Here is a 13,399-nt window from a genome sequence, read left to right on the forward strand (position 1 = left end):
ATAGCGGGATTAGCTCCTGAAATAAATCCAGAATAAATCCAAAAAATTATTAATTTTATAAAAAAATTTGGACATGGATTTGAGCTATTGGGAATTAAAAAACTGGTTTACTGATGTAGATTATACCATTGTAGGAAGTGGGATTGTGGGCTTGCATGCTGCATTACGCTTGCGCGAAAGATTCCCTAAAAGCAAAATTTTAGTATTGGAAAAAGGAATGTTACCGCAAGGCGCGAGTACTAAAAATGCCGGTTTTGCGTGTTTTGGAAGTCTTTCAGAAATCATAGACGATTTAAAATCCCACTCGGAAGAGGAAGTCATTCATCTTGTTCAAAAACGATGGAAAGGCCTGCAGTTGTTGCGAAAAAGATTGGGTGATGACACGATAGATTTTAAGCCCTACGGCGGATATGAGTTGTTTTTAAAAGACGATGAAAGTTGTTTTAGTGATTGTGTTGGGAAATTACCATTTATCAATGAAATTTTAAGACCACTATTCAAAGCCGATGTTTTTGCCAAGGAAGTTGATCGATTTGGGTTTCGTGGCATACAGGAATATCTGGTTTTCAATCCGTTTGAAGCACAAATAGATACTGGAAATATGATGCAAGCGCTGTTAAAAGAAGCGGTTTCTAAAAATATCTTAATCCTAAACCAACAAACTGTTACCTCCTATTTCGACAAAGGAAATCAAGTGGAAGTGGCGCTTGGTGATTTTAGTTTTAGTGCCCAAAAAATACTATTTGCAACAAATGGCTTTGCTGATACATTAACAAATGGCGCGCTTAAACCTGCTAGAGCACAAGTTTTGATTACAGAACCGATTAAAAATTTAGATATAAAAGGGACTTTTCACTTGGATAAAGGGTATTATTATTTCAGGAATATTGGCGATAGAATACTTTTGGGCGGGGGAAGAAACCTCGATTTTGAAACGGAAAATACAACTGAATTTGGACAAACAGAAATTGTCCAAAATAAATTGGAACAATTATTAAAAGAAGTAATTTTGCCGAATCAGGATTTCCAAATTGCACACCGTTGGAGCGGTATCATGGGTATTGGCAATAGTAAGAATCCTATCGTTTCACAACTGTCTGATAATGTCTATTGCGGTGTGCGATTGGGTGGAATGGGAGTGGCAATAGGAAGTTTAATTGGAACAGAATTAGCAGATTTAGTGTAATGGCAACAAAAATAACGCCCAGGAAATCAAAACAACCCATTAAAAAAGAACCAACCTCTTTTATGAGCAAACTAACTCGTTTTTTACTCAAAATAGTATTGTGGTTCCTCGGAATCTCTTTGTTTTTTGTGGTGTTTTTTAAATTTGTACCCGTTCCGTTTACCCCATTAATGGTGATCCGTGGAATTGAAAATAAGGTAGCCGGAAAAGAAGTTTTCTTTAGCCACGACTGGGAACCAATTGAAAATATCTCGATGAATCTTCAAAAAGCGGTGATCGCCAGTGAAGATGGAACGTTTCTAAAACACAATGGGTTTGATTTTGTGGCCATGCAAAAAGCGTATAAAAGCAATGAACGTGGCCGCAGAATAAAAGGTGGAAGCACAATATCGCAACAAACAGCCAAAAATGTATTTCTTTGGCAAGGCCGAAGTTATTTGAGAAAAGGACTTGAAGCGTATTTCACTGTTCTGATTGAAATCATTTGGGGAAAAGAACGCATCATGGAAGTGTATTTGAACAGTATCGAAATGGGAAATGGGGTCTATGGAGCACAAGCAGCCACAGAACATTGGTACCGAAAAGATGCTTCCAGTTTAACACTAATGCAGGCCGCAGGAATAGCAGCGATTTTGCCTAATCCAAGAAAATATTCTGCTACAAGTTCTTCCACATACATTAACAGGCGAAAAGCAAAAATTGTACGCGTGATGCGTCAAGTAGGAAAAATTGAATATCCAAAATAATTTGAATTAAGTATGAAAATACAATCTCTAAAAATAAAAAACCGTAAACTCTTACTTAAAAGATATTACGGTTTTGTTCTGTGGAGAATATCGGATTCGAACCGATCACCTTCCCGAAAGCTTTCGGGACACTCTATTCAAATGATTTTTTTGATATTATAAATTCAATATATTTTCTGCTTTTCTTCTTTTTGATTTCCATTTCACTTTGTACAGCTAACGACCGAGAATCAAAATTTTCAAAATAAACTAGAATCCAATCTTTAGCCACTTTTGTGTAAGTGCTTCTACTATTTAAATGGTCATTAAGTCTGTTTTTAATATTTTCACAAGAACCTGTGTAGTATTTATCCAGAGTTTTAGAGAAAATAATATAAGTATAAAACATAGGCTTTAAAATCAAAAAAGCCTCACATTGCTGTAAGGCTTGGTATTGCTGGTGGAGAATATCGGATTCGAACCGATCACCTTCCCGAAAGCTTTCGGGACACTCTATTCAAATGATTTTTTTGATATTATAAATTCAATATATTTTCTGCTTTTCTTCTTTTTGATTTCCATTTCTCTTTGTACAGCTAACGACCGAGAATCAAAATTTTCAAAATAAACTAGAATCCAATCTTTAGCCACTTTTGTAAAAGTGCTTCTAGTATTTAAATGGTCATTAAGTCTGTTTTCAATATTTTCACAAGAACCTATGTAGTATTTATCCAAAGTTTTAGAGAAAATAATATAAGTATAAAACATGGGCTTTAAAATAAAAAAAGCCTCACATTGCTGTAAGGCTTGGTATTGCTGGTGGAGAATATCGGATTCGAACCGATCACCTTCCCGAAAGCTTTCGGGACACTCTATTCAAATGATTTTTTTGATATTATAAATTCAATATATTTTCTGCTTTTCTTCTTTTTGATTTCCATTTCTCTTTGTACAGCTAACGACCGAGAATCAAAATTTTCAAAATAAACTAGAATCCAATCTTTAGCCACTTTTGTATATGTGCTTCTACTATTTAAATGGTCATTAAGTCTGTTTTCAATATTTTCACAAGAACCTGTGTAGTATTTATCCAGAGTTTTAGAGAAAATAATATAAGTATAAAACATTGGCTTTAAAATAAAAAAAGCCTCACATTGCTGTAAGGCTTGGTATTGCTGGTGGAGAATATCGGATTCGAACCGATCACCTCTTGCCTGCCAGGCAAGCACTCTAGCCAAATGAGCTAATCCCCCAAATTATACGGCAAATATAACATATAAATTTTCCAAAAAGCAAATTTCAAAATACAAATCCATTCTATTTTAAAAAAAGTCAAATCCTGCTTTACTTTTTTTAACTTTACATCAAAATCCCCGCTATGGCATCAGAAAACCCAACAGGCTCACTCGTTACAACTATCGAGAATAAAATTGCAACTGTTACATTTGGTCATCCTTCAAGTAATTCTTTTCCGAGAGAATTGTTAGACCGACTCACTACTGAATTCAATAATTTAAGTGCCAATCCAACTGTTTCGGTGATAATTATACAAAGTGAAGGCACAAGTGCTTTTTGTGCAGGTGCTTCATTTGATGAACTTTTGGCTGTTTCCAATGAATCAGAAGGAACCGAGTTCTTTTCTGGATTTGCCCATTTAATCAATGCAATGCGTTTGTGTTCCAAGCTTATCGTGGGGCGCATTCACGGAAAAGCAGTTGGTGGCGGCGTAGGAATTGCTTCCGCTTGTGATTATGCATTGGCTACAAAAAATGCATCAATAAAATTATCAGAATTGGCTATCGGAATTGGTCCCTTTGTAATAGAACCTGTCGTTTCGAAGAAAATTGGAAAAACTGCAATGGCCGAAATGACGCTTGCAGCTCACGAATGGAAAACTGCTGATTGGGCCGTAGCCAAAGGATTGTATGCTAATACTTTTGAAACCATCGAAGCGTTGGATGCCGCAATAGCTAATTTTAGCGCTAAATTATCCAGTTATAATCCTGAAGCATTAGCCGAAATGAAAAAAGTGTTGTGGGATGGTACCCAAGAATGGAAAACACTTTTGTTAGAGAGAGCCGCTATTTCTGGAAGATTGGTGTTATCTGATTTTACCAAAAAAGCATTATTACAATTTAAAAAATAGTTCGTTATGAAAATTCTGATGCTTGTTCAACGAGTAAACATTGAAGAAAAACTAAAAAATGCAACAGACAGCAATTATCAAATAGGGATTGTTGTTGGATCCTTTATTCCTTTTGTTGTTTTACTTGCTTTGGCTTACTGGATGTACACCAGTGCAAAAAAAAGAGACAAAGACCTATAATTATTATTAAATTTGCATCAAAATTAAACTCCGATGAGCAATATCAGAATTACAAAACAATTTAGTTTCGAAACCGGACACGCCTTATACGGCTATGACGGGAAATGTAAAAATGTCCACGGACATAGTTATAAATTGTCAGTAACGGTAATTGGAACTCCAATAACAGATCGTTCTAATGTGAAATTTGGAATGGTGATTGACTTCACAGATTTAAAGAATATTGTGAAAGAAGAAATTGTCGATCAATTTGACCATGCGACAGTTTTTAACGGAACAACACCTCATATCGAATTGGCACAGGAATTAATTAGCCGAGGACACCACGTTATTTTGGTAGAGTACCAACCAACAAGCGAGAACATGGTAGTTGATTTTTCTCAGAGAATCATCAGCAGATTACCCGCGGGAATTTCTCTTTTTTCGTTAAAATTACAAGAAACCGAATCTTCTTTTGCGGAGTGGTTTGCCAGTGATAACATGCAATCCATTCTGTAACTCCATGCAATTACCCAATAACAAAAAAATATATTTCGCCTCCGATCAGCATTTTGGTGCACCAACAACGGAATTAAGTCTTCCTAGAGAACAAAAATTCGTAGCGTGGCTCGACGAGGTAAAAGACGACGCGGAAGCTATTTTTCTACTGGGCGATTTATTTGATTTTTGGTTCGAATACAAAACCGTAGTCCCAAAAGGGTTTATTCGTATTTTAGGCAAACTCGCCGAAATCCGAGACTCAGGTATTCCTATTTATTTCTTTGTGGGAAATCATGATTTATGGATGGAAGATTATTTCCAGAAAGAACTTAATATTCCTGTGTTTCATGTCAATCAAGAATATACTTTTGGGGATAAAACATTCCTAATTGGCCACGGTGACGGAAAAGGTCCCGGCGATTTAGGATACAAACGCATGAAAAAGATATTTACAAATCCGTTTTTTAAATGGCTTTTTAGATGGCTTCATCCGGATATTGGCGTGAAACTGGCGCAATACCTTTCGGTAAAAAACAAACTGATTTCTGGCGATGAAGATGTGACTTTTCTTGGTGAAGATAATGAATGGCTCATTCTCTATTCCAAAAGAAAACTGGAAACCAAACACTACAATTACCTTATTTTTGGGCATCGTCATTTGCCAATGAAAGTTACTGTGGGTGAAAATGCTGAATATGTGAATCTAGGCGATTGGATTACGTATTTTACCTATGGTGTTTTTGATGGTGAAAATTTTGAGATTAAAAAGTATTAATAAATTTTAATTGGTTCTTTTCCATTCCTTCCTTTTTTGTTTCGAGTGTATAAAAAACTTACAAATATGCTAGTGGTTATCCATTAGCGTCTTCTTTTTGTATATATTTGATTTAGATGTTCTTGTTAGACGTTTAAATGAGTAATTGGCAATCTAAACAATATGAATAGAAAAATAACAATGTTTTTAATTGTCTTATGCTTAGGATGTAATCATCCAGAAGATAAAATAATTATTGCAGAAAATATTGAGAATGATGCATTAGGTTATATTACAAAGCTAGTTATGTTAAGAGATAGCAGTTATGTTTTGTCATTCATTCCTGTTAATGCGACCATAGCAGAACCACATATTTATGCTGACAAATATTCTATTAAAAAAGACACCATTTATTTTCTACGTGATAAACAAATAAAAAAGGCGATTTTAAAAAATGGTTATATTGAATTTTTAGATGACCAGTTTAAAATTAAATTAAAAGGGAATCTAACCTCAAAAAACTCTGGTAGTGAATTAAAAAATTATAAAGATTTTTCTTTTTTTACGTATAATAAAAATTTTGAAAATATATTTAAAAAAGGCAATAGCGCTGATTTAAATATTGAGGATTTAGAAAAAATAATTTTATTAATTCAGAATCAAATTAAAAAATCTAAATATTTTTATCGGCATTCTGACCAAAATGAATATTTCAAACAATGTATTTCAATTATGAATGAGAATAACGAGAAAGAAGTATGGGTTAATTGTGTAGCAAAAAACAGTAATTATAGTTTTGATAGGTGGCAGACCAAGATTATAAAAGTGCATGATGGAGGAGATTCATATTTTAACATAAAAATAAATCTGTCTACTGGAAAAGTTTATGCTTTTTCAGTAAATGGACAAGGTTAATTTTTCCATCTTTAGTAAGTATCCACTTCGTGTATGTCTAAAAAAAACTCCAATCCCTAATTCATTCCCGCACCATGCAAATATTCATCCAGATTTATTTTAAACAAAGTCCCTTCCACTAAGTCTTTTACGGCATTTAATTCTTCCATGGAAACGGCCAAATCAATTTGAGAACATGGCGTTTTCAGTAAAAATTTTTGGCATTTGTTTTTTAGTTCACAATCGTTACAGCAATTATTTTGATTGTAGCTGTCTTCAATACAGCGTTTAAATGATTGCAGTTCCTGCTGGGTAAAATAAAATCCCATTTCTTTAAAAACCAGTTGGACTTTGTCCAATAAAAGGCCATTATCCTTTCTCCAATAAAAAGACGTGCCTAAATTGTTATGATATATTTGTTTTATTTCTTGCATATGTTTTCATTTTGAAACAAAAATACGTATTATTTATATTTGTTCTAAATAATAAAACATATAAAAGATATAAAAAAGTCGGTAAAAAATCTTAAGATTATTTTACCGAATGATTATAGGTAGTAAGTTCTAAAAATTTAATTATTATTCGCTCTTTTCGTGTTCCTCAATATCTTTTTGCAAGTCCAGTTTTCTAAAAGTAGGGGATACAGCTCCGGTAATTAATACGGTGATCAGTGTCATGCTTCCGCCAAAGACCACTGCGCTAACAGTTCCCATAAGCTTTGCGGTTAATCCGCTTTCAAAAGCACCCAATTCATTAGAGGAACCCACAAATATAGAGTTCACGGCCGCAACTCGGCCTCTCATGTGATCCGGTGTTTTTAATTGCAAAATAGTTTGGCGTATCACCACCGAAATCCCGTCGAAAACACCGCTTAGAAATAAAGCTGCAACGGACAACCAAAAAATAGATGAAAGTCCAAAAACGATAATACAAATCCCAAACGCAAAAATTGCTGATAGCAGTTTCATTCCCGCATTTTTGGTAAAAGGAATATACGCAGAAATAATCAGCATCAAGAAAGCGCCAACTGCTGGAGCGGCTCTTAAAACTCCAAATCCTTGTGGACCCACTTTTAAAATGTCTTGTGCAAAAATGGGTAATAAAGCGACGGCTCCACCAAAAAGTACGGCAATCATATCGAGAGATAAAGCCCCTAAAATAGTCTTATTATTAAAAACAAATTTCACGCCTTCTTTCAAACTCTCCATAATGGGTTCACCAATTTTTGGATTCAAAATAGGTTTTGTTGCAATTTGGGTCAAAGCCATTAAAGCAAGTAGTGAACATCCTAAAACAATTGACATGGACCAATGAACACCAATCCAATTGATCGAAAAACCGGCCACGGCAGGACCTAAAACCGAACTTATTTGCCAAACCGAACTGCTCCAAGTGGCAGCATTCGGATATTCTTTTTTAGGAACAATCAATGCCAAAAGAGAAAATATCGTCGGGCCAAGAAAAGCACGAACCAATCCGCCTAAAAACACAAAAAAGTAAATGGAATATAAAATAGTTTGGGTAGAAAAGTCTTTTATAAAGGGTGGCCACGTAAATAAAAACAAGCCCAAACTAATAATTGAAAATCCTAAAATACATTTGAAAAGCAATCCTTTTTTCTCTTTTTGATCGACGATGTGTCCGGCAAACAAAGCCATCGAAATGGCTGGAATGACTTCCATTAATCCGATGATTCCTAATGATAACGGATTTTTGGTCAAACTGTAAACTTCCCATTCAATGACGATAAACTGCATCGACCAGCCAAAAACCATGGCAAAACGCAATAACAAAAAAATATTGAATTCTTTGTAACGCAGCGCCGAATAAGGATCTTTTTTTTTCATAACAAAGAATCATTCTTTAATATCTCGCAATCGCAATTGCAAACTTATTTTGCCTTTCCATTCGTTTTCATCTATGCAATACACGGCTTGAAAAGGTTTTTGATGAGTAGTCAGTTCAATTTTATTTCCCAAATTAAAACCAATTGCAGCAAGACCTTCAGAGTTATTTTGTTTGACAAAAAGTTTTAAATGTTCTTCATCCTGACCAAGCGGTTTTCCATAACCGGTGTCTTTGATATTCTTGGTCAGGAAAATAGGAGTCATATTTTGTGGTCCGTGCGGTTCAAATTGTTTCAGTATTCGGATTAATTTTGGAGTAATATCAGCAAAATCAATCTCTGCATCAACTGCAATTTTAGGCGTCAACATATCCGGATGAATGGTTCTTTCAACTTCTTTCTCGAAAGCATCTTTGAAGATTTGATACTTTTCTGCCGCCAAAGTCATTCCCGCTGCATACATGTGACCGCCAAATTGTTCCAAATGCTCGGTACACGCTTCGAGTGCATTATAGACATCAAATCCTTTTACGGAACGTGCCGAAGCCGCGTATTTATCACCACTTTTGGTGAAAACAAGTGTCGGACGATAATAGGTTTCAATTAGTCGGGAAGCGACAATTCCTATTACACCTTTGTGCCAATCTTCTTGAAAAACTACGGATGTAAAACGTTCTTTTTCATTGTTTTCCTCAATTTGTTGTAACGCTTCTTTGGTAATTAATTTGTCTAAATCTTTCCGTTCCGAGTTATACGCTTCAATTTCAGAAGCAAATTGTTGCGCTTGTTCAAAATCAAATTCGGTTAACAATTCTACCGCATGATTGCCATGTTTGATGCGTCCGGCGGCATTTATTCGGGGTGCGATGATAAAAACAACATCGGTAATATCTAAAGTTTGTTTTTTTATTTGATGGATGATGGCTTTGATTCCGGGTCTTGGATCAGTGTTAATAACTTGCAATCCAAAATGAGCCAAGACCCGATTTTCGCCAGTCATCGGGACGATATCAGCGGCAATCGCAGCCGAAACTAAATCCAGATACGGAATCAAATCATCGATAGTTTCATTTCGGTTTTGGCCCAAAGCCTGAATTAATTTGAAACCTATTCCGCAACCGCACAATTCATCATACGGATAAGTACAATCGTCTCTTTTTGGGTCGAGAACGGCAATGGCTTCGGGTAAAAACTCTCCCGGTCTGTGGTGGTCACAAATGATAAAATCGATATTTCGCGCTTTTGCATAAGCCACATGATCGATAGATTTTATACCGCAATCCAAAGCAATAATAAGTGAAAATCCATTGTCATCAGCAAAGTCAATTCCCTTGAAAGAAATTCCGTACCCTTCATCATAACGATCTGGAATGTAGGTCGCCACGTTAGGATAATAGGTTTTTAAATAGGAAGAAACGAGTGAAACTGCTGTGGTGCCATCGACATCATAATCGCCAAAAACAAGAATATTTTCCTCGTTTTCAATTGCTTTTTCGATTCGAGCGACTGCTTTTTCCATATCTTTCATCAAGTAGGGATCATGCAAATCATCTAAACTCGGACGAAAAAATCGTCTGGCATCCTCAAATGTTTCAATACCGCGTTGCACTAATAAAGTGGCGACAAAATCTTCGACATTCAAAGCTTTCGCCAACTGTTTTACAGTATCTTCAGAAGGTTTTTGTTTGAGGGTCCAACGCATATTAATTTGGGATTTTAGATTTTGAAATTAGGATTTTAGAAACTTTTAAAAAGAATAACCGCTAATTCATTAATTAGTTTTGTCTTTTTAATTTATGAATTAGCGGTTTAACTATTTTATTTTAATACTAAAGCACTTCCGTAAAATGCAATTCCGTCCCAACCGGTTTTCATGAAATTACGAATATTCTGATGATCTGTCCCGTTTGGATTTTTTAAAACATCTTCGCAGTAATATGCTCCAAAACAAGCTAATGTAGCTGCTTCAGATAGGTTTTGAATTTCGGCGAAAGCAAACAATTTACAGGATCCTGAATTGTCTCCTGCGGCATTGTGTTGCAGTCCGTTCTCAAATGCTGTAGGCGTAAAATCGTAATTTGCTTCAATAACCGCAATGGTTTCTAAAAAGTTGATGGCTTCAGGAGTTTCTGTTAATTTTTCTAAAAAAGCGGCTATAGTCATATTGATTTAATTGTTAGAATTGAGAAGCAATTGTTTTCGCGGCAAAAATAGCTCCATCCATATAACCTGGATTTTTAGTAGCTGTTTCTGCACCGGAAACATATAATTTTCCGTTTAGTAATGGGATTTTAAATAAAGAATGTCCGTTGTTTTGGTGTGCCAATACCAATTGCTCGTAAGGTTGAAACGTTAAGGTTTCATCCCGCCAAACGTTCTCATAATAGGCGACATATTCGTTGGCTTCTGGCCCAAAAAAAGTAGTCAATTGCGCAATTACTTTTTCTTTGCGTTCTTTCAAAGATAGGACTGCCGTTCCAGCGTTCAGGAATCCTTTCAATGCGAAACCAGAATTATCAGCGGTGCTGTGGTCGTACATTTCCTGAATTATGCTGGCTTGGCTGAATAAAGTTCCTGAATAGTGATTCTGTTTCCAAAAAGGAGTTTTATATTCCACAGCGAATTTAATGGATTCGCCCATCCAAGTATGTGTTTTCTTGGCTAGTTGTGTAAAATTCTCTGGCAATCTAGGTTCAAAAACAACCGAATTCACTAACAAATTCGGTGGAATGGTACTAATCACTTTATTAGCTAAATAACTATTCCCGCTTGAATTCGTTAAGATTAATTGATTTTTTTCCTCTTTTATTGAGACTATTTTGGTTTGTGTTTTAATATGTTGTATTCCAATTTCAGATACTAATTTCTTTATTATCGTTGCTGTTCCGCCCTCAATCCGAAAAGAAGGTTCTTCAGAATCTGAGATTTCAAATTTTTGTGGTGGTACAAAAGACATCGTTTCAAATAAAGAAATGCCCTGGGTATATTGTCTAAAATAGGGGAGATCTAAAGTGTGGAGTACTTCTAAAAGATGGCTGTGTTGGTTTCCAAACCAAGTCGCACCCATTTCCATCGTGACGCCTGTTGTGCCGGATATGGTTTTTATGCGACCTCCAATTAGGATATTGGCTTCTAATATCAAGACTTCAATTCCTTTTTTTTGGAGTAAAAAAGCGGTGTAAAGTCCACAAAGTCCTGCACCAATTAGAATAACTTTTTCCTTTTCCATGATTATTCTTCAGCTGAGAATTTTGATTTTTTAGGTTCTTTTGTTATTGGTTTTCCACCTACAACCACAACAATTTCTCCCCTTGGAGCTATTTTTTCAAAATGAGTCAAAACTTCTCGTACTGTTCCTCGAACATTTTCTTCGTGCAATTTTGATAATTCTCTACAAACACAAATCGCACGGTCTTCTCCAAAATAAGTGATGAATTCTGCTAAAGTTTTTAGTAATTTATGTGGAGAAACATATAAAATCATCGTTCTGGTTTCTTCTGCTAATGCTAAATAACGGGTTTGTTTCCCTTTTTTGTCGGGTAAAAAACCTTCAAAAATAAATTTGTCATTGGGTAGACCGCTGTTGACTAATGCCGGAACAAAGGCTGTTGCGCCTGGCAAACATTCTACTTCAACGCCATTTTCAACACAAGCGCGAGTTAATAAAAAACCAGGATCCGAAATCGCAGGCGTTCCCGCATCGGATATTAAAGCGATATTTTCTCCGGCTTTCAATCTCGATATTAAATTTTCGATGGTTTTGTGCTCGTTGTGCATGTGGTGGCTGTACATGTGCGTGCCGATTTCAAAATGCTTTAACAATTTTCCGCTCGTACGCGTGTCTTCGGCTAGAATCAAATCAACTTCCTTAAGAATTCGAATCGCACGAAAAGTCATGTCTTCGAGATTGCCGATTGGAGTAGGAACAATATATAATTTTGACATAGATAAGTAATTAAATACAAATTTTAGGTTAAATCTGTATTTGTTGAAAGGAATATTCAGAAAAGTGCAACGAAATTTACAAGAATTTCTTCTCTATAATATCCATGAATCGATCTTCATAATCTTGTTTTCCGTCCCAGTTGTTGTAATCGGGCTTGACCATTTCCTGAACAAAATCTCGGGTTTCATAGAATGTATCAAACGTGATAAGTTGGCTTAAAACGCGGTTGTAATCCTCGCTGCTGTTGCCGAAAAGGTGTTTTATAAACGCCAATCGGTCGTTCAAATCGATATTAATTCCCTTGGCTAATTTTTCGTTCAACGAAACTGTTTTTGGTTCCGTTTTTTCGGCAGATTCTGATGAAACATTTTCTAATTGTGGCTCTGTAGGTTCTACTACTTCTTTTGGAGTTTCAATAACTATTGCAGTTGGAATATTTTCTATTTGTTGTTTTTTTACAAAAAGCGTGTCATGGTAATTGCCTCCTAATAAATCTTCAAAAGAGATTTGAACCGCCTCAGCTTTCTTTGGCATTTCCGACTTAATTTCTACTTCTTTGTCTTGTGATAATTCAAAAGTAGGTTTAAATGGTGCTTCCGATTCCGATGTTTTATCCGCTATTTCGACTTCCGTAGCTGTAACTATTTCTTTTTCTGCAAATGTTTCTTCTACTCTGTCTCTCTCATCAAGTATTTCTTCGCTTGGTTCCAGCGGTGTTTTGATAGTTTTCTCAGCAATGGTATCATCAACAACTGTTTCTTCCAAAGTTACTTCTTCGGTTACCGTTTCTTCCTCTTCGATAGGGCTTTCCTCCTCTATTGTAACTGGTTCTTGTTCAACAGAAAGAGTTGTTTCTTCTGTTTGTTCCAAAGTCGTTTCGGCTGTTTTTTCTACAACAATTTCTTCTGTAAAAGGCTCTGCTGCTGGTTGAACTGACTCGGTTACATCAAAAATAGATTCTATTTCTTTACTGATTTCAGTAAGACCAATAGTTGGTTTCGCCTCACTGAAATGTTCGTCTACAAATCGTAAGACAGAAAGTTTTTCGTATAACTTCCGTGTTTCCAGATATAATTGATTGATGTCAGATTTATTTTTTAATTGTAATATTCTGTGTGCAATGCTAATTAAATCGGCTTCCAATTTTTTTTTCATAATTGTTAAAATTACAGGGTGTTAGGCGGGTCTTTTTTGATGCTTTTTTGTATTACTTTTTGTACCGTATTCAGAAAAGGGAATCTT

At 35.5% G+C, this 13,399-nt stretch carries 17 protein-coding genes and 1 tRNA gene; 7 read left to right on the plus strand and 11 right to left on the minus strand.

The window, feature by feature from the left end; genetic code table 11:
* Positions 1-73: 73 nt before the first annotated feature.
* Both ACP7AV_RS03210 and mtgA read left to right on the plus strand, forming a co-directional pair.
* Positions 74-1,186, plus strand: a complete 1,113-nt coding sequence (locus tag ACP7AV_RS03210; RefSeq protein WP_426090734.1) for an NAD(P)/FAD-dependent oxidoreductase — start codon at positions 74-76, stop codon at positions 1,184-1,186.
* Positions 1,186-1,932, plus strand: a complete 747-nt coding sequence (gene mtgA / locus ACP7AV_RS03215) for a monofunctional biosynthetic peptidoglycan transglycosylase (RefSeq protein ID WP_426090735.1) — start codon at positions 1,186-1,188, stop codon at positions 1,930-1,932. The genes ACP7AV_RS03210 and mtgA overlap by 1 nt, the downstream gene beginning before the upstream one ends.
* Positions 1,933-2,065: 133 nt before the next feature.
* Here the strand turns inward: mtgA and ACP7AV_RS03220 are convergent, their stop codons facing one another.
* The 4 genes from ACP7AV_RS03220 to ACP7AV_RS03235 form a co-directional block, all read right to left on the minus strand.
* Positions 2,066-2,320, minus strand: coding sequence for a GIY-YIG nuclease family protein (locus ACP7AV_RS03220; RefSeq protein ID WP_426090736.1), 255 nt, complete (start codon positions 2,318-2,320; stop codon positions 2,066-2,068).
* A gap of 104 nt (positions 2,321-2,424) precedes the next feature.
* The gene (locus ACP7AV_RS03225; RefSeq protein WP_426090737.1) at positions 2,425-2,679 is read right to left on the minus strand and encodes a GIY-YIG nuclease family protein; all 255 of its coding nucleotides are present in this window, start codon (positions 2,677-2,679) and stop codon (positions 2,425-2,427) included.
* Between the two features lie 104 nt (positions 2,680-2,783).
* On the minus strand, positions 2,784-3,038 hold the full coding sequence (locus tag ACP7AV_RS03230; protein WP_426062812.1) for a GIY-YIG nuclease family protein: 255 nt from the start codon (positions 3,036-3,038) through the stop codon (positions 2,784-2,786).
* Between the two features lie 49 nt (positions 3,039-3,087).
* A tRNA-Ala gene (locus ACP7AV_RS03235) sits at positions 3,088-3,164 on the minus strand.
* A gap of 125 nt (positions 3,165-3,289) precedes the next feature.
* Between ACP7AV_RS03235 and ACP7AV_RS03240 the strand changes: the two genes are divergently transcribed.
* The 5 genes from ACP7AV_RS03240 (at position 3,290) to ACP7AV_RS03260 (ending at position 6,386) form a co-directional block, all read left to right on the plus strand.
* On the plus strand, positions 3,290-4,057 hold the full coding sequence (locus ACP7AV_RS03240) for an enoyl-CoA hydratase/isomerase family protein (protein ID WP_426090738.1): 768 nt from the start codon (positions 3,290-3,292) through the stop codon (positions 4,055-4,057).
* Between the two features lie 6 nt (positions 4,058-4,063).
* Complete coding sequence (locus ACP7AV_RS03245) at positions 4,064-4,237, plus strand: hypothetical protein (protein WP_426062814.1); 174 nt, start codon at positions 4,064-4,066, stop codon at positions 4,235-4,237.
* Positions 4,238-4,270: 33 nt separating this feature from the next.
* Entirely contained in the window at positions 4,271-4,735 is a 465-nt protein-coding gene (locus tag ACP7AV_RS03250; protein ID WP_426090739.1) for a 6-pyruvoyl trahydropterin synthase family protein, read from the plus strand.
* A 4-nt stretch (positions 4,736-4,739) separates the two neighbouring features.
* A complete protein-coding gene (locus ACP7AV_RS03255) occupies positions 4,740-5,492 on the plus strand; it encodes a UDP-2,3-diacylglucosamine diphosphatase (RefSeq protein WP_426090740.1) in 753 nt (250 codons plus the stop codon).
* A 162-nt stretch (positions 5,493-5,654) separates the two neighbouring features.
* Positions 5,655-6,386 (plus strand): hypothetical protein, encoded by a 732-nt coding sequence (locus ACP7AV_RS03260; protein WP_426062817.1) that lies wholly within the window; start codon positions 5,655-5,657, stop codon positions 6,384-6,386.
* 56 nt (positions 6,387-6,442) lie between these two features.
* Here ACP7AV_RS03260 and ACP7AV_RS03265 read toward each other — a convergent pair whose 3' ends face one another.
* The 7 genes from ACP7AV_RS03265 to ACP7AV_RS03295 all read right to left on the minus strand — a co-directional run bounded on the left by ACP7AV_RS03265 (position 6,443) and on the right by ACP7AV_RS03295 (position 13,312).
* Complete coding sequence (locus ACP7AV_RS03265; protein ID WP_426090741.1) at positions 6,443-6,799, minus strand: DUF6686 family protein; 357 nt, start codon at positions 6,797-6,799, stop codon at positions 6,443-6,445.
* A 144-nt stretch (positions 6,800-6,943) separates the two neighbouring features.
* A complete protein-coding gene (locus ACP7AV_RS03270; RefSeq protein WP_091207058.1) occupies positions 6,944-8,212 on the minus strand; it encodes an MFS transporter in 1,269 nt (422 codons plus the stop codon).
* Between the two features lie 9 nt (positions 8,213-8,221).
* Positions 8,222-9,913: a single-stranded-DNA-specific exonuclease RecJ gene (gene recJ, locus ACP7AV_RS03275; RefSeq protein ID WP_426090742.1), complete on the minus strand. Its 1,692-nt coding sequence runs from the start codon at positions 9,911-9,913 to the stop codon at positions 8,222-8,224.
* Positions 9,914-10,029: 116 nt separating this feature from the next.
* The gene (locus tag ACP7AV_RS03280; RefSeq protein WP_426090743.1) at positions 10,030-10,374 is read right to left on the minus strand and encodes a HopJ type III effector protein; all 345 of its coding nucleotides are present in this window, start codon (positions 10,372-10,374) and stop codon (positions 10,030-10,032) included.
* Between the two features lie 13 nt (positions 10,375-10,387).
* Positions 10,388-11,440 carry a flavin monoamine oxidase family protein gene (locus tag ACP7AV_RS03285; RefSeq protein WP_426090744.1) on the minus strand — a complete coding sequence of 351 codons (1,053 nt, stop codon included), beginning with the start codon at positions 11,438-11,440 and terminating at the stop codon, positions 10,388-10,390.
* Positions 11,441-11,442: 2 nt separating this feature from the next.
* Positions 11,443-12,156, minus strand: coding sequence for a 16S rRNA (cytidine(1402)-2'-O)-methyltransferase (gene rsmI / locus ACP7AV_RS03290; RefSeq protein WP_426062823.1), 714 nt, complete (start codon positions 12,154-12,156; stop codon positions 11,443-11,445).
* Between the two features lie 76 nt (positions 12,157-12,232).
* Positions 12,233-13,312 carry a hypothetical protein gene (locus ACP7AV_RS03295; protein ID WP_426090745.1) on the minus strand — a complete coding sequence of 360 codons (1,080 nt, stop codon included), beginning with the start codon at positions 13,310-13,312 and terminating at the stop codon, positions 12,233-12,235.
* Positions 13,313-13,399: the final 87 nt, after the last annotated feature.

Source organism: Flavobacterium sp. DSR3-2, from assembly GCF_049896525.1.
In the GTDB taxonomy this organism is placed as follows: Bacteria; Bacteroidota; Bacteroidia; order Flavobacteriales; family Flavobacteriaceae; genus Flavobacterium.

Excerpts from the sequence above, each read along its gene's own strand:
- rsmI (WP_426062823.1), bottom strand. The coding sequence starts at position 12,156 with ATGTCAAAATTATATATTGTTCCTACTCCAATCGGCAATCTCGAAGAC.
- ACP7AV_RS03210 (WP_426090734.1), top strand. The coding sequence starts at position 74 with ATGGATTTGAGCTATTGGGAATTAAAAAACTGGTTTACTGATGTAGAT.
- ACP7AV_RS03220 (WP_426090736.1), bottom strand. The coding sequence starts at position 2,320 with ATGTTTTATACTTATATTATTTTCTCTAAAACTCTGGATAAATACTAC.
- ACP7AV_RS03260 (WP_426062817.1), top strand. The coding sequence starts at position 5,655 with ATGAATAGAAAAATAACAATGTTTTTAATTGTCTTATGCTTAGGATGT.
- ACP7AV_RS03265 (WP_426090741.1), bottom strand. The coding sequence starts at position 6,799 with ATGCAAGAAATAAAACAAATATATCATAACAATTTAGGCACGTCTTTT.
- ACP7AV_RS03250 (WP_426090739.1), top strand. The coding sequence starts at position 4,271 with ATGAGCAATATCAGAATTACAAAACAATTTAGTTTCGAAACCGGACAC.
- ACP7AV_RS03230 (WP_426062812.1), bottom strand. The coding sequence starts at position 3,038 with ATGTTTTATACTTATATTATTTTCTCTAAAACTCTGGATAAATACTAC.
- ACP7AV_RS03240 (WP_426090738.1), top strand. The coding sequence starts at position 3,290 with ATGGCATCAGAAAACCCAACAGGCTCACTCGTTACAACTATCGAGAAT.
- ACP7AV_RS03285 (WP_426090744.1), bottom strand. The coding sequence starts at position 11,440 with ATGGAAAAGGAAAAAGTTATTCTAATTGGTGCAGGACTTTGTGGACTT.
- ACP7AV_RS03225 (WP_426090737.1), bottom strand. The coding sequence starts at position 2,679 with ATGTTTTATACTTATATTATTTTCTCTAAAACTTTGGATAAATACTAC.
- ACP7AV_RS03295 (WP_426090745.1), bottom strand. The coding sequence starts at position 13,312 with ATGAAAAAAAAATTGGAAGCCGATTTAATTAGCATTGCACACAGAATA.
- ACP7AV_RS03270 (WP_091207058.1), bottom strand. The coding sequence starts at position 8,212 with ATGAAAAAAAAAGATCCTTATTCGGCGCTGCGTTACAAAGAATTCAAT.
- ACP7AV_RS03280 (WP_426090743.1), bottom strand. The coding sequence starts at position 10,374 with ATGACTATAGCCGCTTTTTTAGAAAAATTAACAGAAACTCCTGAAGCC.
- mtgA (WP_426090735.1), top strand. The coding sequence starts at position 1,186 with ATGGCAACAAAAATAACGCCCAGGAAATCAAAACAACCCATTAAAAAA.
- ACP7AV_RS03255 (WP_426090740.1), top strand. The coding sequence starts at position 4,740 with ATGCAATTACCCAATAACAAAAAAATATATTTCGCCTCCGATCAGCAT.
- recJ (WP_426090742.1), bottom strand. The coding sequence starts at position 9,913 with ATGCGTTGGACCCTCAAACAAAAACCTTCTGAAGATACTGTAAAACAG.
- ACP7AV_RS03245 (WP_426062814.1), top strand. The coding sequence starts at position 4,064 with ATGAAAATTCTGATGCTTGTTCAACGAGTAAACATTGAAGAAAAACTA.